16 protein-coding genes are annotated in these 18,896 nt (G+C 60.3%); 6 read left to right on the plus strand and 10 right to left on the minus strand.

Going from position 1 to position 18,896, the window contains the following annotated elements; genetic code table 11:
• Positions 1–31: 31 nt before the first annotated feature.
• From OH720_RS25045 to OH720_RS25060, 4 genes are all read right to left on the minus strand, one after another.
• Positions 32–1,687 (minus strand): AMP-binding protein, encoded by a 1,656-nt coding sequence (locus OH720_RS25045; protein ID WP_272603299.1) that lies wholly within the window; start codon positions 1,685–1,687, stop codon positions 32–34.
• Between the two features lie 191 nt (positions 1,688–1,878).
• Positions 1,879–2,334: a phosphohistidine phosphatase SixA gene (sixA, locus tag OH720_RS25050; protein WP_272603300.1), complete on the minus strand. Its 456-nt coding sequence runs from the start codon at positions 2,332–2,334 to the stop codon at positions 1,879–1,881.
• Entirely contained in the window at positions 2,331–2,678 is a 348-nt protein-coding gene (locus tag OH720_RS25055; RefSeq protein WP_008062869.1) for a DUF4389 domain-containing protein, read from the minus strand. Before OH720_RS25055 ends, sixA begins: the two co-directional genes overlap by 4 nt.
• Positions 2,679–2,707: 29 nt before the next feature.
• Positions 2,708–3,733 (minus strand): NAD(P)H-dependent glycerol-3-phosphate dehydrogenase, encoded by a 1,026-nt coding sequence (locus tag OH720_RS25060; RefSeq protein WP_272603301.1) that lies wholly within the window; start codon positions 3,731–3,733, stop codon positions 2,708–2,710.
• Positions 3,734–3,928: 195 nt separating this feature from the next.
• Here OH720_RS25060 and OH720_RS25065 point away from each other — a divergent pair, with 195 nt between their 5' ends.
• The 6 genes from OH720_RS25065 (at position 3,929) to OH720_RS25090 (ending at position 11,446) form a co-directional block, all read left to right on the plus strand.
• The gene (locus tag OH720_RS25065; protein WP_272603302.1) at positions 3,929–6,052 is read left to right on the plus strand and encodes a TonB-dependent receptor plug domain-containing protein; all 2,124 of its coding nucleotides are present in this window, start codon (positions 3,929–3,931) and stop codon (positions 6,050–6,052) included.
• A 1-nt stretch (position 6,053) separates the two neighbouring features.
• Positions 6,054–6,986 (plus strand): ABC transporter substrate-binding protein, encoded by a 933-nt coding sequence (locus OH720_RS25070; RefSeq protein ID WP_272603303.1) that lies wholly within the window; start codon positions 6,054–6,056, stop codon positions 6,984–6,986.
• Positions 6,983–8,884, plus strand: a complete 1,902-nt coding sequence (locus OH720_RS25075) for an ATP-binding protein (RefSeq protein ID WP_272603304.1) — start codon at positions 6,983–6,985, stop codon at positions 8,882–8,884. Before OH720_RS25070 ends, OH720_RS25075 begins: the two co-directional genes overlap by 4 nt.
• 247 nt (positions 8,885–9,131) lie before the next feature.
• The gene (gene fabA / locus OH720_RS25080) at positions 9,132–9,647 is read left to right on the plus strand and encodes a 3-hydroxyacyl-[acyl-carrier-protein] dehydratase FabA (RefSeq protein ID WP_003179264.1); all 516 of its coding nucleotides are present in this window, start codon (positions 9,132–9,134) and stop codon (positions 9,645–9,647) included.
• Positions 9,648–9,658: 11 nt separating this feature from the next.
• Positions 9,659–10,879 carry a beta-ketoacyl-ACP synthase I gene (gene fabB, locus OH720_RS25085; RefSeq protein WP_007957797.1) on the plus strand — a complete coding sequence of 407 codons (1,221 nt, stop codon included), beginning with the start codon at positions 9,659–9,661 and terminating at the stop codon, positions 10,877–10,879.
• Positions 10,880–11,257: 378 nt separating this feature from the next.
• Positions 11,258–11,446, plus strand: coding sequence for a hypothetical protein (locus tag OH720_RS25090; protein WP_272603305.1), 189 nt, complete (start codon positions 11,258–11,260; stop codon positions 11,444–11,446).
• Positions 11,447–11,516: 70 nt separating this feature from the next.
• Here OH720_RS25090 and OH720_RS25095 read toward each other — a convergent pair whose 3' ends face one another.
• From OH720_RS25095 to OH720_RS25120, 6 genes are all read right to left on the minus strand, one after another.
• The gene (locus OH720_RS25095) at positions 11,517–12,059 is read right to left on the minus strand and encodes a DUF2058 domain-containing protein (protein ID WP_180202728.1); all 543 of its coding nucleotides are present in this window, start codon (positions 12,057–12,059) and stop codon (positions 11,517–11,519) included.
• A 28-nt stretch (positions 12,060–12,087) separates the two neighbouring features.
• A complete protein-coding gene (mazG, locus tag OH720_RS25100) occupies positions 12,088–12,921 on the minus strand; it encodes a nucleoside triphosphate pyrophosphohydrolase (RefSeq protein WP_272603306.1) in 834 nt (277 codons plus the stop codon).
• 123 nt (positions 12,922–13,044) lie between these two features.
• The gene (relA, locus tag OH720_RS25105) at positions 13,045–15,288 is read right to left on the minus strand and encodes a GTP diphosphokinase (protein ID WP_272603307.1); all 2,244 of its coding nucleotides are present in this window, start codon (positions 15,286–15,288) and stop codon (positions 13,045–13,047) included.
• Positions 15,289–15,409: 121 nt separating this feature from the next.
• Complete coding sequence (rlmD, locus tag OH720_RS25110; protein ID WP_272603308.1) at positions 15,410–16,762, minus strand: 23S rRNA (uracil(1939)-C(5))-methyltransferase RlmD; 1,353 nt, start codon at positions 16,760–16,762, stop codon at positions 15,410–15,412.
• A complete protein-coding gene (cysM, locus tag OH720_RS25115; protein WP_272603309.1) occupies positions 16,762–17,664 on the minus strand; it encodes a cysteine synthase CysM in 903 nt (300 codons plus the stop codon). Before cysM ends, rlmD begins: the two co-directional genes overlap by 1 nt.
• 108 nt (positions 17,665–17,772) lie before the next feature.
• Complete coding sequence (locus OH720_RS25120) at positions 17,773–18,795, minus strand: PDDEXK nuclease domain-containing protein (protein WP_272603310.1); 1,023 nt, start codon at positions 18,793–18,795, stop codon at positions 17,773–17,775.
• Positions 18,796–18,896: the final 101 nt, after the last annotated feature.

Genomic DNA, 18,896 nt, shown 5'->3' on the forward strand with positions numbered 1-18,896 from the left:
GCAGGTTTTCCTCGTTGATTTTATTCATGGCTCAATCCTGCCACAGCACCGCTTCGCTGCGCTCGCTCCATTCTTCGAAGCGAGCGCCATAGGTGGCTTCGATCACGTTGCGCTTGATCTTCAGGGTTGGCGTGAGAAAGCCGTTTTCCACCGCCCAACTGTCCTTGACCACCACCAGTCGCCGCAAGCGTTCGTGCTTGTCGAGGGCGTTGTTGACCTCTTCCAGCAGTTTTTCCAGGCTTGAATGCAAACCGGCCCGCGCCTCCTGCTGCCCGACGGTAGACAGCACGCACAGACCCAGTGGCGCACTCAAGCCATCACCGACCACGCACACCTGCTCGATGCGCGAATGCACCGCCAGGCGATTTTCGATCGGCGCCGGCGCGACGTACTTGCCTTTGCTGGTCTTGAAAATCTCCTTCAGGCGCCCGGTCAGGCGCAGGTTGCCTTCGGCATCTTCCTCGCCCTTGTCGCCGGTGCGCAGGAAGCCGTCCTCGGTGAGGGTGTCGGCGGTTTTCTGCGGATCCTTGAAATACCCGAGCATGGTCGCACCGCTGCGCACCATCACCTCGCCCGATTCGTCGATGCGCACTTCGACCTCCGGGCAAGGCATGCCAATCCAGCCGGGTTTGTTCTGTCCCGGCAGGCAAATGTGCGAGTAGCCGCAACTTTCCGTCATGCCATAGACCTCCAGCACGTCCAAGCCGAGCTTGCGGTACCACAGCAGCAGACTCAGGGGCACCGGCGCGGCACCGGACAAGGCAACGCGCAAGGCATCGAGCCCCAACCCGGCGAGGACTTTGTGCCCGACCCGCTTGCCGATAATCGGCAATCCGAGGAGGAAATCCAGGCGCTTCTCCGGAATCTTGCTGTACACCCCCATCTGGAATTTGGTCCAGATGCGCGGTACGCCAAACAGCGCCGTTGGCCGGGCACGGCGCAGATCGGTGAGGAAGGTGTCGAGGCTTTCAGCAAAAAACACGGTTTGTCCGGTATAAATCGATGCCAATTCGACGAACATACGTTCGGCAACATGGCATAACGGCAAATATGACAAAAGGCGATCCGAGTCATTCAGGCCAAACAACTGCGTGCCGCGCGCGGTGGCAAACCCCAGATTGCCGAAGCTGTGCATCACCCCTTTGGGCATGCCGGTGGTGCCGGACGTGTAGATGATGGTCGCCAGTTGATTGGCGGCGGGCTTGGGATCGTCCTGGATCGGCGAGCTACGCTGTAGGTCGTCCCAGCTGAAATCGAAGGTGCCGGGCGGATGCAGCGGCAGGCTGATGGTCGGCAGGTCGGGATTCACCCCCCGGGACATGCCAGGCCAGTCATCGAGTTTACCAATGAATACCAGCGCCGCCTCGGAGTGCTCGAGCACCTGGGCCACCGACTCGGCGGTGAGGTTGGGGTACAGCGGCACCGAGACATGCCCGGCCATCCAGATCGCCAGGTCGGCAATGATCCAGTGCGCGCAGTTTTTCGAGATCAGGGCGATGTGACTGCCTTGGGGCAGTTCCCGGGATCGCAGCCAGTGTGCCGCGCAGCGGGCCTGGTGACCGACGTCTTCCCAGGTCAAGGTCTCGACATGACCACCGCCTAGGGGCTGGACAAGAAAGCGCTGGCGGGGATGACGGGCCTCGCGTTCGTAGAAAATGTCCAGGGGCAAACGAAAAGCGGCAGGCATGCGACTCGCTCCTTTGTTTGGGGGTCTGGAGCAAGCGTAGCCAACCAAGCAAATGCTTGGTTAGCTATTTCCTACCATTTTTCAAACGAGATAGGATCCGTAGGAGCGAAGCTTGCCCGCGAAGAGGCCCTAAAGGCAGCCAAAAGCTTCGCGGGCAAGCCTCGCTCCTACAAAATCAACAAGCAGATCGGTTACGGGTGCTTGATGCTGTTGAGCTTCATCGCGCCGATCAGCAGTTCATTGCTTTCAAGCTCCGCCAAGCCAGCGGTGCTGACTCTTTCGGGCGGATGCCCGGCGCCATGTTGCAGATAGCTGAGCAGGTTCCCCACCAGCGGATTATGGGAAACCAGCAGCACGTTGGTCACCGACTTCAGTTGATCGGTGACTCGATCGGGATCGAAATCCGGGGTCAGCCACTCAACCGTGCGGATTTCCGGTTCGAAACCCAACGCCTCTTTCACCAGGTGTGCGGTTTGCTGCGCTCGCATGTAGGGGCTGGCGTATATCGCTGTTAGCGGCTGGCCAGCCAGATTGGCGGCCGCGAGCAGCACTTCCTTACGTCCATTGTCGGTCAGCTCCCGCTCCGAATCGTGGGGCTTGGAACCGTGTGGCTCGGCTTCACCATGACGCAATACCCAGAGTTTCATAGCTTGGGTTCCTCATCTCGGGCCGGATGCGGTGCAGGCGCCACGACGTGCGGCGCTTCACCTTCCGGCGTACGCGGCGTTGGCCAATCGGCGAACGGCCAGGGTTTCTGGTCGCTGTGGAAACTGCCGAAACGACCGATCTGTGCCAGGAACTGGCTCAGACTGTCGCCGAAGTTCATCAGGCTGGCGCTCGGGGCGCCATAGATCAAACGATAGATCAACTGCACCAGCACCACCGCGCCAAGCATGAATTGCGCCACCTGCCAGACCAGCAGGAACACCACCATCCACAGCACTCGAAGCAGAATGGACTCGTATCTGGCTTCTACTTTTTGATCACTCATGTCTCGCTCCGTTCCTGTGAAATAAGGGTTCAGTTGAAGCCGCTGGTGGAAATAAAGTCGACATCGGTCTTCGGCTCGCCGCGCATCAACAGCCCGATCACCTGCTCAAGCGTGCGCCCTTCGAACAAAATTGCGTGCAGCCCGGCGACCAACGGCATGTACACGCCCACCTCCTGAGACTTGGCCTTGAGCACCTTGAGCGTGTTCACACCCTCGGCGACTTCGCCCAGGCGATTGACCGCCTCTTCGAGGCTCAAGCCTTGGCCGAGGGCGAAACCGACCTGATAGTTACGGCTTTTTGCCGACGAGCAGGTCACGATCAGGTCACCCACGCCTGCAAGGCCCAGGAAGGTCATCGGGTTGGCGCCCTGATTCACCGCGAAGCGCGTCATTTCCGCCAACGCCCGGGTAATCAGCATGCTCTTGGTGTTTTCGCCCATGCCCATCGCCACCGCCATGCCGGCAATGATCGCGTAGACGTTTTTCAACGCTCCGCCCAGCTCCACGCCAAAACGGTCGGCGCTGGCATACACGCGGAAGGTGCGGCCGTGCAGCACCTCCTGGACATTCTGGCAGAGCGCCTCGTCTTCGCTGGCGACCACCGTGGCAGTCAACGCGTGTTCGGCGATTTCACGGGCCAGGTTCGGCCCCGACAACACACCGATGCGTGCCAGCGGCGCGATCTCTTCGAGAATCTGGCTCATCAGCTTGAAGGTGTGGGCTTCGATACCCTTGGTCAGGCTCACCAGCATTTTGCCGCTCAAACGTTCGGCGTGCGGGGCCAGTACCGAGCGCAGCGCGCTGGAGGGCAGCGCGACAAAACTCAAGTCGCACGCCTCCAGGGTGGCCAGCAGGTCGGTAACTGGCGTCACGCCGGGCAAAATCTTGATGCCTTTGAGGTAACGCGGGTTCTCGCGGTTGACCCGGATGGCCTCGGCCTGCTCGGGGTCACGCATCCATTGCAGGACTTGATGACCATTTTCAGCCAGCAGGTTAGCCACGGCGGTACCAAAACTTCCGCCTCCCAAGACCGCGATCGGGCGCTGTTGAGTCATATGTAATCCGTTAATCCATACCAGTGGCAATGCCCGCATTATACGGAGCGCCCCGGTGTCGGCCAGTCCCCGCGTCAATTACCGGCTTGCGTAGGAAGAAGTCCGGTAATACCCAGGAAAATGCTTACATCGTGACTGGAAAAGTCAACGAGCTCGGTTAACATGCGCGCCATCGATCGTTGACAAGGATGTGTTGTGTCCCTGGGTTCGTCTTCACCCCGTTCGCCGCTGGTCCTGGCGCTGGTGTTCAGCTCGCCGGTGCTGGCCGATGACCTGTTTCTCGACAGCGAACCGTTGCCGCAAGTGCTCACGGCCACCCGGCTGAAACAGTCGCCGGCTGCCGTGCCGGGCAGCATGACGGTGCTCGACAGTGCGCTGATCACTGCCAGTGGCGCCCGGGATATCAGCGAGGTACTGCGCCTGGTACCGGGCATGATGGTCGGCAACATCAGCGGCAACCAGGCCACGGTGAATTACCACGGCACCAGCGCCACCGAGGCGCGACGCATGCAGGTATTGATCGACGGCCGCTCGGTGTACCGCGCGGGGCTGGCCACAGTGGACTGGAGCGATATTCCGGTGGCCATGGAAGACATCGAGCGAATCGAGGTTTTCCGCGGCCCGAACACCGTCAGCTATGGCGCCAACGCGCTGATGGCGGTGGTCAACATCATCACGCGCAACCCGGCCGACAGCCATGGTACGCGCCTGAAAGTCACACGCGGCCAGCGTGGCATCGACGACTTTTATGCCAGCCAGGGCGTGGGTTGGGACGACGGCGATTTACGTCTGTCCCTGTCTGGCCAGCAAGACGATGGCTTCGACGTCGACCGCAACGGCGGTGACTACCATGACAGCCGACGCCTGAAGCGCTTCAACCTTGCCGTCAGTCAGACGCTCGACGAACGGCAAAGCATCGATTGGCAAGTGAACGCCAAGGATGGCACCAATCAGCGACCCTATACCTACCGCCCGGTGTTTTCGGGGATTACCCGCGCCGGAGACAATTCCGACGTCAACGCCAAGGATTACGCCGGCTCACTGCGCTGGAACTTCGACTTCAATACCGAGCACAGTCTTTATATCCAGGGTTCGGCCCAGCATTGGGACCGTCAGCAAACCTGGCGCGCCTGTGATGCCGAAGTATCGTTCAGCCCCGAACTCACCGAGCTCTGGCGACTCGACCCGAACTACACTGAACGCCTGGCACGCAACATCGAGAGCTTTCTTGGCTCAGGAGCACCCGAGGGCGATCCGGCTAAACGCGCACTGGCCAATCAAGCCCTAAACCAATGGCGCAACGGCGCCCGGCAAACGGTCTGCGGCGATATCGACCAAAGCACCCGGGAGACGCGCTACGACCTTGAAGTCCAGGACACCCTGAGCCTGTCCGATAACCTGCGGCTGGTCAGTGGCTTGAACTATCGTTACGACCGGGCAGACTCCGAGACCTACTTCAATGGCACCCTCGACGACACCACCTGGCGAGCCTTCGGCCAGCTCGAATGGCGCGCCAGCGAACACTGGCTACTGCAGGGCGGAGCCATGTTCGAGGATACGCAGTTGATCGGCAGCTCACTGACCCCACGGATGGCGGTCAATTACCTGATCAATCCGCGCCACGGCTTGCGTGCGGTGTACTCGGAAGCGATCCGCTCCCCGGACATGTTCGAGAACAACGTCAACTGGAGCTACCAGGTCACCCACCTGCAACCCGGCGCCTTTGGCCAGTCCAGTGCCGGCTATTTCGTCAAGACTCGCGGGCCCGGTGACCTCGACCAGGAACACATGCGCTCCCGGGAACTGGGCTACAACGGTTACTTTGCCGAGTCGGGGCTGGCCGTCGATGTGAAACTGTTCTACGACGAGATCACCGGGATGATCAGCGAGCCGCTGCGCAACAATCAGTACATCGCCAGCAATGCCAACACCGCGCGCTACAGCGGAGCGGAAACCCAACTCGACTGGAAAATCGGCAGCGCCGACCGGTTGCGCCTGACCTATGCGTACGTCGATGCTGACGCGAGCAACCTGCAGGATGCGCAACAGACCGCACGCAACAGTGGCTCTGCCGCCTGGTTGCGCGACTGGGGTCATGGCTGGAACAGTGCGCTCTTCTATTATGCTGACGACGCGCTCAACGACTACCGCTTCGAACGCGTCGACACACGCATCGCCCGGCGCATCCGCCTGGGCAAGACGCATCTGGAACTGGCCGGTGTGCTGCAGCAGCGCCTCGACAACCAGCCCACCACCTTTGTCGACAATAATTATGACGAGCGTCGCTTGATGTATTTCAGCGCGCAGTTGGCGTTTTAAGATGCCGCATCTTCCGCCGCGCAATCCGCCAACCCTTGGCCATCTGCTGGCCCTGGCTTGCCTGATATTCGCTGGCTGGCTACACAGCCTGTCAGCCAGCGCCGCGGACATTCTCCTCACCGGTGTCGACGATAGCCCCGGCGTGCAGTCCTTTGCCCAGGCGCTGGGACAATTGCGACCGGCCGACACCGTGCGCTTCCAGCCCCTGGCCAGCCTGCCATCACCGGACAAGCTGCCGGCGGACACCCGCTTGATCCTGCTCGACCTGCCCAGCCTCGACTGGCGCCTGCAGGATCCCCGCGGCCCGTCGACACTGGTGCTGCGCATCAGCCGCCTGCAGGCACGGCAACATCTGGGGCACGCCGTGCCCGCGCACCTCAGCCTGCTCTGGAGCGATCCGCCACTGGACCGCCAATTGCGCCTTACCCGCGTCCTTCTGCCCGAGGTCAAACGGGTAGGCGTCCTGTACGACAGCCATAGCGAGTTCCTGTTGCGGGAACTGCGCCAGGCCGCCCATCCCTTGGGCCTTGAAGTGGTCACCGAGCGTTGGGAAAACACCCAGGACAGTCGCCCCTTGCAGGCTTTGCTGGACAACAGCGATGTCGTGCTGGGCCTTGATGACCCTGATCTGTACAACCCGAAAACCGCGAAGAACCTGTTGCTCAGCAGCTATGCGCGACAGCTGGCCTTGATCGGCCCCAATGCAGGATTCGTCAAGGCCGGGAGCCTGGCCAGCACCTACAGTGATCAGAGCGACTGGCTGGCGATTCTCGATGAACTGCTCGACCTGCCACCCGCCACGTGGCCACGCACCCAGTACCCACACCGTTTCAAAGTCTCGAGCAATGCGCAGGTGTCTCGTTCCCTGGGTCTTGAACAGGTAAACGAAGCGGCTGTCGCCACGCTGTTGGCAGAAGGAGAACGCCACCCATGACCTTCCGTCGCCGCTGGGACATCAGTACCCGAACTCAAATCATCAGCCTCGGCCCCGCCCTACTGCTGACGTTGCTGTTGATCAGTTTTTTCACCTTCGTGCGGATCCAGGACCTGCGCCAGGAGCTCAACCACACCGGCCAGTTGATTGCCAACCAACTGGCGCCGGCCACCGAATACGGGGTGATTTCGGGCAATAACGAGGTGCTCGAGAGCCTGCTCAAGGCCACGCTGGCCACGCCCAACGTACGGTTTTTGGAGGTGCAGGACAGCGCCGACCGGATTCTGGTGTATGTCGAGCAACCGTCGGCCAGTTATCAGAAGCCGCACCAGATCGAAGTCTTCCAGGCCCCCGTGCGCTTGCAACGGATCGCGCTGCACAATGATTTTTTCCAGGACGGCACCGCGGCGCCCAAGGCGCCCGCCGAGGATTACCTGGGCCGGGTGATCGTTGGCCTGTCCAGTGATGCGTTCAGCCAGCGCCAGCAGGAGATCCTGCTCAAGGCCGGCATTCTGGCGCTGTTCGCCCTGCTGTTCACTTTCATGATTGCCCGGCGCCTGGCCGCGAGCCTGTCGCAACCGATCCGCGATATCGGCAACGCGGTCAAGGCGATCCAGGCCGGCGACTACAAAACGCCCCTGCCCATCGTTGACGACACGGAGCTGGGCGCCCTGTCGCAACACATCAACAACCTCGCCAGGGGGCTTGAGCAGGCCAGCCACGAACAGCACCAGGCCATGGCGCAGTTGATCCAGACCCGCGAGGAAGCGGAAAAAGCCAACAACGCAAAGTCCGATTTCCTCGCCATGATGAGCCACGAACTGCGCACGCCGATGAATGGCGTGCTGGGCATGCTGCAATTGCTGGAAACCACCAAAATGACCGAAGAACAGCTCGAATACGCCGCGCTGGCCTCCGAATCCACCGAGCACCTGCTCAAAGTCATCAATGACATTCTGGATTTTTCGCGTATCGAACGCTCGGAACTGGAACTGGAGCATATTCCGTTCAACCTCGCGGACCTGATCGGCAGTTGCGCCCAGTCGTTCCAACACAGCGCCATGCAACGCGGGCTCGATCTGCAGCTGCAGATTCCGGGGGACATGCGCGCGCTGCAGGTCCAGGGCGATCCAACGCGCATCCGGCAAATACTGGTCAATCTGGTCGGCAATGCCCTGAAGTTCACCGAACAAGGGCGCGTGCGCATCGAATCGCAGTGGCAATCCCTGGATCACGAACTGCTGTGGTTCACCTGCACGGTACGCGACAGCGGGATTGGCATTCCCCCCGAAAGCCTGGAAATGATGTTCGATGCGTTCCAGCAGGCCGACAGTTCCATTTCAAGACGCTATGGCGGCACTGGCCTGGGCCTGCCGATTGCACGCACGCTCGCCGAACGTATGGGGGGCACCTTGCGCGCCCAGAGCGAGGAAGGCCGTGGCTCGGTGTTCACCCTGGAAATTCCGCTGGCGTTGTATCAACAAGCCTTGCCGGCGCGGGTACCGCGCGTATCGACTCACAAGGGTGACGGCGAAGGGCGCAATGTGCTGCTGGTCGAGGACAACCCGGTCAACCAGACCGTGATCGAAGCCATGCTGCGCAGCCTGGGCTTTACTGTCAGCGTTGCCGCCGATGGCGCGCAGGCGGTGCGCAGTGCCGAGAGTCTGATCTTCGAAGCGATCCTGATGGACTGCCGATTGCCGGTCATCGACGGTTATGAGGCCACCCGGCAGATCCGTGAACTGCCCGGCTGCACCGACTTGCCGATCATTGCCCTGACGGCCAACGCCTTGCAGGGGGATCGCGAAGCCTGCCTGTCGGCGGGAATGAACGATTACCTGGCCAAGCCCTTCAAACGCACTGATCTTCAGCAAATTCTGCAGCGATGGGTGCAGTAGTACAGGCCTTTCGAGCATCTGCGACTGGCGTGAAAGGCGAAAGTGCGGCAGTCTTAGGCACCCGTACAAGCTCGAAAAGGGGCTTGATTAAAAATTTCAGTGCACAAGTGTACATTCATGTCCTTGGTGCTGTGACTTTCACTACAACGCAATAGTCTATGAGTAGGCTGCCGGTTCGAGGCATGAACGCTTCGATCGGCCGGGAAGATTTGCCCCACCTGCCGCATGGGACTATTGAGGAGCTCGCATGACCAAACAAAACGCCTTTACCCGGGAAGACCTGCTGCGCTGCAGTCGCGGTGAGCTGTTCGGCCCAGGTAACGCGCAACTGCCCGCCCCGAACATGCTGATGGTCGATCGCATCACCCTGATCAGCGAAGAGGGTGGCAAGTACGGCAAAGGTGAATTGGTCGCCGAGCTGGATATCACTCCGGACCTGTGGTTCTTCGCCTGCCACTTCGAAGGCGATCCGGTGATGCCGGGCTGCCTGGGCCTCGATGCCATGTGGCAACTGGTCGGTTTCTTCCTGGGCTGGCAAGGCCTGCCGGGCCGTGGCCGTGCGCTGGGTTCGGGCGAAGTGAAATTCTTCGGCCAGGTCCTGCCGACCGCCAAGAAAGTCACCTATAACATTCATATCAAGCGCGTCCTCAAGGGCAAGCTGAACCTGGCCATCGCCGATGGTTCGGTGACTGTCGACGGTCGCGAAATCTACACCGCCGAAGGCCTCCGGGTCGGCGTGTTCACCTCCACTGACAACTTCTAAGGGTTATCCGCATGCGCCGCGTCGTTATCACTGGTCTGGGCATCGTTTCGTGCCTGGGCAATGACAAAGAGACCGTCTCCGCTAACCTGCGTGCAAGCCGCCCTGGCATCCGGTTCAACCCGGAATATGCCGAAATGGGTCTGCGTAGCCAGGTTTCCGGCTCCATTGACCTCAACCTTGAAGAACTGATCGATCGCAAGATCTATCGCTTCGTCGGCCACGCGGCGGCATACGCCTACCTGGCCATGAAAGACGCCATCGCTGACTCCGGCCTGACCGAAGAGCAAGTGTCCAACCCGCGTACCGGCCTGATCGCCGGTTCCGGTGGCGCCTCCACTCTGAACCAGATGGAAGCGCTGGACATCCTGCGCGAGAAAGGCGTCAAGCGCGTTGGCCCATACCGCGTGACACGGACCATGAGCAGCACCGTTTCCGCTTGCCTGGCCACTCCGTTCAAGATCAAGGGCCTGAATTACTCCATCGCTTCTGCCTGCGCCACCAGTGCTCACTGCATCGGTACCGCCATGGAACAGATCCAGATGGGCAAGCAGGACATCGTGTTCGCCGGTGGCGGTGAAGAAGAGCATTGGAGCCAGTCGTTCCTGTTCGACGCCATGGGTGCACTGTCCAGCAAGCGCAACGACACCCCGGAACAAGCTTCCCGCGCCTATGACGCCGACCGTGACGGTTTCGTCATCGCCGGCGGTGGCGGCATGGTCGTGGTTGAAGAGCTGGAACACGCCCTGGCCCGCGGCGCGAAGATCTACGCGGAAATCGTTGGCTACGGCGCGACCTCCGACGGCTACGACATGGTTGCCCCGAGTGGCGAAGGCGCGATCCGCTGCATGCAGCAGGCGCTGTCCACCGTCGACACCCCGATCGACTACCTGAACACCCACGGCACTTCGACTCCGGTCGGCGACGTCGCGGAAATGAAAGGTGTGCGTGAAGTGTTCGGCGACAAGGCTCCGGCCATCAGCTCCACCAAGAGCCTGTCGGGTCACTCCCTGGGCGCCGCCGGCGTTCACGAAGCGATCTACTGCATGCTGATGATGGAAGGCAACTTCATTGCCGGTTCCGCCAACATCGACGAGCTGGACCCGGAAGTGGCCGACCTGCCGGTGCTGACCAAGACCCGCGAGAACGCCACCATCAACACCGTGATGAGCAACAGCTTCGGTTTCGGTGGCACCAATGCCACGCTGGTACTGAAGCGTTGGGAAGGCAAGTAATTCCCCGCTGTTGAGCTGCACATGAAAACGCCCCGACTGGTTCGGGGCGTTTTTTTTGTCTTTCATTTTTGCTTTTGCTTTTGCTTTTGTAGGAGACCGGCTTGCCGGCGAAGGCGCACTAACTGACGCCTTCGCCGGCAAGCCTGGCTCCTACAGGTACCGGGTTCATCCGCCGCTTTCGTCGCTCTGAACATGAAGCTTTTGTCATGGAACTCAACGACCTGCGACTGAATGTCGCGGATTACGCGGGCTGCAGGACTGTTTCCAATTCTGCAACAAACCCTTTCCAAACTCAGTCGTTTACTTAGCAAGCTACCAAACTCTATAACAGAGTCCTGCACATGCCTTGCTGCAGATAACAGAGATTGGAGCTAGCAGATGACTGTCAAAGTAACTGAACGCGACGATTCACACATGTCCCATGAAGGCGTAGCCGCCGGCATCCGGATCTGGGATGTGTACCAACAGGACCTGCTGGTCGGGATGTTCCATTCCGAGACTGACGCCCGCAACTACAAGGCCGAACTGGAAACACTGGAGCAGCAAAGAGAACTTCGCTCCGCCTGAGCAACGACAGCATTGAAAACGACAAACCCCGCCATGAGCGGGGTTTGTCGTTGTTGCAGCCGTCAACCGCTTACCACATCAGATCATCCGGGATCTGATAGGCCGCGTACGGATCATCCTCGGCGGCAACTTCTTCGGTCTTCACATTCAGCTGCACGATACGTTGCGGATCGCGCTCCTGGATCTTCAGGGCCGCTTCACGGGGAATCACTTCGTAGCCGCCGGCGTGATGCACGATGGCCAGCGAACCGTTGCTCAGCTTGTTGCGCATCAGGGTGTTGACCGAGAGGCGCTTGACCTTCTTGTCGTCGACGAAGTTGTAGTAGTCCTCGGTCGTCAACTTCGGCAGGCGCGTGGCTTCGATCAATTGCTTGATCTGCGCGACACGGGCCTTGGCCTCGGCTTTTTCCTGCTGCTGGCGGTTGAGTTCCTGGTCGCGCTTGACCTTCTCGGCCATGGCTTCCTGGGCCGCTCGCTGCTGGGAATCATCCAGCTCGATCTGCCCCTTGTGGGCCAAACGCTGCTGTTTCTGTTTGTCTTTGCTGACCTGCTTGGCCTGCTTCTGGTTGACCAGCCCTGCTTTGAGCAACTGGTCGCGAAGGGAAATGCTCATGGTGCTTATTACTCACTTAGGCAACTGCTCAACCGCAGCTGGGCACATTCTTTTCCTGGCGTTTGGCTTCGCCCCACAGGGCGTCCAACTCTTCGAGGGTGCAATCTTCCATGGGACGGTGGGTGTCGCGCAATGCCTGTTCGATAAAACGGAAGCGTCGTTCGAACTTGCTGTTGGCGCCACGCAGCGCAGTTTCTGGATCGACCTTGAGGTGACGCGCCAGATTGACTACGGAAAACAGCAGATCGCCGACTTCATCAGCAATCGCCACTGAGTCGTTGTCGGCCATCGCTTCGAGTATCTCATCGAGCTCTTCACGAACCTTGTCCAGCACCGGCAGCGCATCGGGCCAGTCGAAACCGACCTGCCCTGCACGCTTTTGCAACTTGGCCGACCGGGACAACGCCGGAAGCGTAGCAGGGACGTCATCGAGCAAGGACAACTGTTGCGGTGCAGAGGATTTCTCCGCGCGTTCTTCGGCCTTGATCTCTTCCCAGCGCTGCTTGACCTGCTCTTCATTCAAGCGCGGTACATCCAGCGGCGCGTACAGATCGCCGGTGGGAAATACATGCGGATGACGGCGGATCAGCTTGCGGGTAATGCTGTCGACCACGCCGGCGAATTCGAAGCGCCCCTCCTCCCGGGCCAGTTGGCTGTAATACACCACCTGGAACAGCAGATCCCCCAACTCGCCCTGCAAATGATCGAAGTCGCCCCGCTCGATGGCATCGGCGACTTCATAGGCTTCCTCGAGGGTGTGCGGGACGATGGTCGCGTAGGTTTGCTTGATGTCCCACGGGCAACCGTACTGCGGGTCACGCAGGCGGTTCATCAGGTGTAGCAGGTCTTCAAGGCTGTACATTATTTATGTCTCACCACAATACCCTGTAGGAGTGAGCCTGCTCGCGATAGCGGTGTATTAGTCACCTTTGATGCTGACTGATACACCGCTATCGCGAGCAGGCTCACTCCTACAGGGGCCTCTTCACGGCGTACGATTACGCCGCGTTTCGATGATGTTCGGCAACTGGGAAATCCGCCCCAGCAAACGCCCCAGCGCGTCCAGCCCCGGAATCTCGATGGTCAGGGACATCAACGCAGTGTTGTCCTCCTTGTTCGAGCGGGTATTGACCGCCAGCACGTTGATCCGCTCGTTGAGCAGCACCTGCGAAACGTCACGCAGCAATCCGGAACGGTCGTAGGCACGGATGACAATGTCCACCGGATAGGTGAGCACCGGTACCGGCCCCCAGCTGACCTGGATGATCCGCTCAGGCTCGCGCCCGGACAATTGCAGCACCGAGGCACAATCCTGGCGGTGAATGCTCACGCCGCGGCCCTGGGTGATGTAGCCGACGATCGCATCCCCCGGCAGCGGCTGGCAGCAGCCCGCCATCTGGGTCATCAGGTTGCCCACGCCCTGGATCTGGATATCGCCACGCTTGCCTGGCTTGTAGCCGGTAGCCTTGCGTGGAATCAGTTCCAGCTGTTCGTTGCCACGTTCCGGCTCGACCAGTTGCTGCGCCAGGTTGACCAGTTGCGCCAGGCGCAGGTCGCCGGCACCGAGCGCGGCGAACATGTCCTCGGCAGTCTTCATGTTGGCCTTGTCGGCCAGCTTGTCGAAATCCACCGCCGGCAGGCCGAGGCGATTGAGCTCTCGTTCCAGCAGGGTTTTACCGGCGGCGACGTTCTGATCACGGGCCTGCAACTTGAACCAGTGAACGATCTTCGCCCGCGCCCGCGAGGTGGTGACGTAACCCAGGTTCGGGTTCAGCCAGTCACGGCTCGGGGTGCCATGCTTGCTGGTGATGATCTCGACCTGTTCACCGGTTTGCAGGCTGTAGTTGAGCGGCACGATGCGCCCGTTGATCTTGGCGCCACGGCAGTTGTGACCGATCTCGGTGTGCACGCGGTAGGCGAAGTCCAGCGGTGTCGCCCCCTTCGGCAAGTCGATGGCATGACCGTCCGGGGTGAAGATGTAGACCCGGTCGGGCTCGATATCGACCCGCAACTGTTCGGCCAACCCGCCAATGTCGCCCAGCTCTTCGTGCCACTCGAGCACCTGACGCAGCCAGGAGATTTTTTCTTCGTAGTGATTGGAGCCAGACTTGACGTCAGTACCTTTGTAGCGCCAGTGCGCGCACACGCCGAGTTCGGCCTCCTCATGCATGGCATGGGTACGAATCTGCACCTCCAGCACCTTGCCCTCAGGCCCGATCACCGCTGTGTGCAGCGAGCGATAGCCGTTTTCCTTGGGGTTGGCGATGTAGTCGTCGAACTCCTTGGGGATGTGCCGCCACAAAGTGTGGACGATGCCGAGCGCGGTGTAGCAGTCGCGCATCTCCGGAACCAGCACTCGCACGGCGCGCACGTCGTAGATCTGGCTGAACTCCAGGCCCTTGCGCTGCATCTTGCGCCAGATCGAATAGATATGTTTGGCCCGGCCGCTGATGTCGGCATCGACGCCGGTGGCCTGCAACTCGTTCTTCAGCTGGCTCATCACGTCGCTGATGAAGCGCTCGCGATCAAGTCGCCGCTCGTGGAGCAACTTGGCGATCTGCTTGTACTGGTCCGGCTCCAGGTAACGGAAGGACAGGTCTTCCAGTTCCCACTTGATGTGACCGATACCCAGACGATGGGCGAGCGGCGCGTAGATGTCGAACACCTCGCGGGCGACACGGTTGCGCTTTTCGTCATCGGCAGTTTTTACCGCGCGGATCGCGCAGGTGCGCTCGGCCAGTTTGATCAGGGCGACGCGAACGTCGTCGACCATGGCCACCAGCATCTTGCGCAGGTTTTCCACCTGGCCCTGGGTACCCATCACCATGGATTTACGCGGGCTCAGGCTGTCGCTGATCGCCGCCATGCGTTGCACGCCGTCGATGAGTTTGGCGACTACGGGACCAAAGCGCTGGCTGACCGCCGGCAACGGGATCTGGCCTTCACGCACGCCACGGTAGAGAACCGCGGCAACCAGCGAATCCTGATCGAGCTTGAGGTCGGCGAGGATCTCGGCGATCTCAAGGCCAGTGCGGAAACTCGAGGTCCCTTCGGACCACAGGTTCTTCGCCGCATTGGCTTGTTGTTCGGCCTCGCGAGCGTACTCGCAGGCTTCTTTCAAGGCTTCGCGATCCAGTGCCAGATCGACACTGACCGCGTGATCGAGCCAAGCCTCGAGATTGATACTGCCGTCGGTGTTGATCGGCTGGTGTGCTCTCACCTGTACCATCTTGCTTACCTTCCCTACGACGCAGATTCAATGCGTCAAATCGCTGACCTTCGTTGCCCATGAGCCCACGTCGGGCTGGTACGCGGCTGCACGGGCGGGCCAGTCGGACCAGACGAGCATCCTAGCTCGCTTCAAATAACGCCATGGCTTCGACATGTGCCGTCTGAGGAAACATATCGAGAATCCCGGCACGTTTTAACCGGTAGCCCTGCTTGATCAATTCAACGGTGTCGCGCGCCAGGGTTGCCGGGTTGCACGACACATACACCAACCGCTCGGCCCCCAGGGACTTGAGCTTGCGCACGACCTCGAAAGCGCCGTCACGCGGTGGGTCCAAGAGTACCGCACAAAAGCCTTCACGCGCCCATTCGGCATCGGTCAAAGGCTGGGATAAATCGGCCTGAAAAAACTGCACATTATTCAGATTGTTGCTGACAGCATTCGCGGCGGCGCGATCGACCATCACCTGCACACCCTCCACCGCCACGACTTCGCGAACGGCTTTGGCCAGCGGCAAGGCAAAGTTACCCAACCCACAGAATAGATCGAGAACTCGCTCATCGGCTTGCGGTTTCAGCCAGTCCAGCGCCTGGGCCACCATTGCTTCGTTGACCCCGGCATTGACCTGGATGAAATCCCCAGGCCGATACGCCAGGTTCAAATCCCACTGTTCAAGACGATAGCCCAGGGACTGATCGGCCTCGACCGGATGCGGCTCGCCCTCACCGTGCAGCCACAACTGAGCCTCATGGAACGCGCAGAAATCCTTGAGGATGGTCATGTCGCTTTCGGACAACGGCGCCATGTGCCGCAGCAAAACCGCCAGCGATGAGCCGCTGAACAATTCCACGTGCCCGAGTGCCTGGGGCTTGCTCAAACGCCGCAGCATTTCCGGCAAGCGGCTCATGATCGGCTGCAAGGGCTGTACCAGTACCGGGCAATCATCAATGCCGACAATGTCATGGCTGCCGGCAGCCCGGAAACCGACTTCGAGCTTCTTCGCTTTCATGTCCCAGCGCACCGCTACCCGGGCGCGACGACGATAGGCGAATTCCGGGCCACTCAAAGGCGCGGCCCATTCTTCGGGCTCGACACCGGCGACCTTGGACAATTGCTCGGCAAGCATGCGCTGTTTCAGGGCGAGTTGTTCGTTGTGGGGCAGATGTTGCACGCTGCAGCCGCCGCAACGGCTGGCATGGGCGCACGGTGCCGGGCGACGCAGTTCGCTGGCCTTGAACACCCGCTCGGTACGCGCCTCGACCACTTTGCCGTGGGCGCCGAGTACGCGCGCCTCGACTTCTTCACCGGCCAGTGCGCCGATGACGAACCAGGTGCGACCTTCGAAAAACGCGATACCGCGACCGTCGTTGGCCAGGCGCTCGATGTTCAGGCGCTGTTTTTTGCCGGTCGGGATTTGCGGGGCCTTGCTGCCGCCGGTGGGCTGGAAGCGCAGGCCTCTCTCATGCTTGGCCATCAGTTGGGCGCGTCGAAAATGCCGGTCGACAGGTATCGGTCGCCACGGTCGCAGATGATCGCGACGATCACCGCGTTTTCAACTTCTTTGGACAGGCGCAGCATTGCTGCCACAGCACCGCCGGACGAGACGCCACAGAAGATGCCTTCTTCGCGGGCCAGTCGACGGGTCACGTCTTCGGCTTCGCTCTGGGCCATATCGACGATGCGGTCCACGCGATCGGCCTGGTAGATCTTCGGCAGATATTCCTGGGGCCAGCGACGGATACCCGGAATCGCCGAACCTTCCATCGGTTGCAGACCGATGATCTGCACGCGCTCGTTCTGCTCTTTCAAGAAGCGCGAGACGCCCATGATGGTACCGGTGGTGCCCATGGAACTGACGAAATGGGTGATGGTGCCCTGGGTCTGGCGCCAGATTTCCGGACCGGTGGTGGTGTAGTGCGCTTCCGGGTTGTCACCGTTGGCGAACTGGTCCAGCACCTTGCCGCGACCCTCTGCTTCCATACGCTGGGCGAGGTCGCGGGCGCCTTCCATGCCTTGCTCCTGGCTGACCAGAATGAGCTCGGCACCATAAGCGGTCATGGCGGCCTTGCGTTCGGCACTGGAGTTGTCCGGCATGATCAGGATCATCTTGTAACCCTTGATCGCAGCGGCCATGGCCAGCGCGATCCCGGTGTTACCCGAGGTCGCTTCGATCAACGTATCGCCTGCGTGAATCTGCCCGCGCAACTCGGCGCGGGTGATCATCGACAGCGCCGGACGGTCCTTGACCGAACCCGCCGGGTTGTTCCCTTCGAGCTTGAGCAAAAGGGTGTTGCTGGTTTCGCCGGGCAGGCGCTGCAAACGGACCAGCGGAGTGTTGCCGACGCAATCGGCGATGGTTGGGTACTGCAAGGTCATGGCGTATTCGCAATCCAGACTGCGGGGGCGCCTATCATACCGGCAAACCTCGCAAGCCCATATCACGCAAAGTGTGGTGCTTATGGTTTATGGGAATAAGCGTCTGATTCAGCCATCTTCCGACTGAGCGACATTCAAGGCATAGAACTCATGCAGCTTGGCCTGCAGCAACTGTTTGTCCGGCAGCTGGACCTGATACTCCGCGATCAGCGCGGGCGACAGGCTGCGGTTAAGGGCGTACTCGACGACTTCGTCATCCTTGCTGGCACAGAGCAGAACACCGATTGCCGGGTTTTCATGAGTCTTGCGCTCTTCGCGATCCAGGGCCTCCAGATAGAAGCCCAGCTTGCCCAGATACTCCGGCTCAAAACGCCCGACCTTGAGCTCGATGGCCACCAGGCAGTTGAGACCGCGGTGAAAGAACAGCAAGTCCAGCGCAAAATCACGTCCGCCGACTTGTAGCGGATATTCGGAGCCGACAAAGCAGAAATCGCGACCAAGCTCGATCAGAAACTCCTTGAGACGTGCCAGCAAGCCCCGATGCAAATCGGTTTCGCCGTGGGCGCCGGGCAGGTCGAGAAACTCGACCATGTAGGCGTCACGAAATATCTCTAACGCAGAGGGGTGAGTTTGTTTCAGTACTGAGGAGACTTTGGCCGGCTGGGTCACGCTGCGTTCGAACAGCGCCGCCTTGAACTGGCGCTCCAGCTCGCGCTTTGACCATTTTTCCTGAACGGCCATTCGCAGGTAAAACTCTCGTTCTTCCGGCCGTTTGCATTGGCCGAAGATGATCAAGTTGTGTGACCACGGTAATTGTCGCGCCAGTGGTGCGACTTTTAATTCGGTACGGTAGGTTTCGTAAAACTGGCGCATGCGGAACAGGTTCGACCGGGTAAATCCACGCAGCCCCGGCTGAGTCTGACTGAGATGTTCCGCCAGTTGACCGACAACGGAATCACCCCACTCGGCTTTCTCCAGCTTGCAGCTGATATAAGCACCAACCTGCCAGTACAGCTCGATCAGTTGGGTATTCACCGCCTGCATGGCCTGCCGTCTGGCACTTTGAATCAGTACAAGCACTTCAGTGAAGCGGTCGTCGGTGGTACTGCCGGGCACTTGGGGTACGGTCATGCGTGAATCCTTGAACATGAGTGAAAGTGTGAGCTTAAACCGTCAAGAATGCTCGAAATGACCGGTGATACCCTTTGGGAAATGTCGTACAGAAACTCAGG

It is taken from the genome of Pseudomonas sp. WJP1, from assembly GCF_028471945.1.
GTDB lineage: Bacteria > Pseudomonadota > Gammaproteobacteria > Pseudomonadales > Pseudomonadaceae > Aquipseudomonas.

Coding starts and splice junctions, on each gene's coding strand:
- OH720_RS25120 (WP_272603310.1), bottom strand. CDS start 18,795: ATGACCGTACCCCAAGTGCCCGGCAGTACCACCGACGACCGCTTCACT.
- OH720_RS25075 (WP_272603304.1), top strand. CDS start 6,983: ATGACCTTCCGTCGCCGCTGGGACATCAGTACCCGAACTCAAATCATC.
- fabA (WP_003179264.1), top strand. CDS start 9,132: ATGACCAAACAAAACGCCTTTACCCGGGAAGACCTGCTGCGCTGCAGT.
- OH720_RS25090 (WP_272603305.1), top strand. CDS start 11,258: ATGACTGTCAAAGTAACTGAACGCGACGATTCACACATGTCCCATGAA.
- OH720_RS25045 (WP_272603299.1), bottom strand. CDS start 1,687: ATGCCTGCCGCTTTTCGTTTGCCCCTGGACATTTTCTACGAACGCGAG.
- sixA (WP_272603300.1), bottom strand. CDS start 2,334: ATGAAACTCTGGGTATTGCGTCATGGTGAAGCCGAGCCACACGGTTCC.
- mazG (WP_272603306.1), bottom strand. CDS start 12,921: ATGTACAGCCTTGAAGACCTGCTACACCTGATGAACCGCCTGCGTGAC.
- relA (WP_272603307.1), bottom strand. CDS start 15,288: ATGGTACAGGTGAGAGCACACCAGCCGATCAACACCGACGGCAGTATC.
- cysM (WP_272603309.1), bottom strand. CDS start 17,664: ATGACCTTGCAGTACCCAACCATCGCCGATTGCGTCGGCAACACTCCG.
- fabB (WP_007957797.1), top strand. CDS start 9,659: ATGCGCCGCGTCGTTATCACTGGTCTGGGCATCGTTTCGTGCCTGGGC.
- OH720_RS25055 (WP_008062869.1), bottom strand. CDS start 2,678: ATGAGTGATCAAAAAGTAGAAGCCAGATACGAGTCCATTCTGCTTCGA.
- OH720_RS25060 (WP_272603301.1), bottom strand. CDS start 3,733: ATGACTCAACAGCGCCCGATCGCGGTCTTGGGAGGCGGAAGTTTTGGT.
- OH720_RS25095 (WP_180202728.1), bottom strand. CDS start 12,059: ATGAGCATTTCCCTTCGCGACCAGTTGCTCAAAGCAGGGCTGGTCAAC.
- OH720_RS25070 (WP_272603303.1), top strand. CDS start 6,054: ATGCCGCATCTTCCGCCGCGCAATCCGCCAACCCTTGGCCATCTGCTG.
- rlmD (WP_272603308.1), bottom strand. CDS start 16,762: ATGGCCAAGCATGAGAGAGGCCTGCGCTTCCAGCCCACCGGCGGCAGC.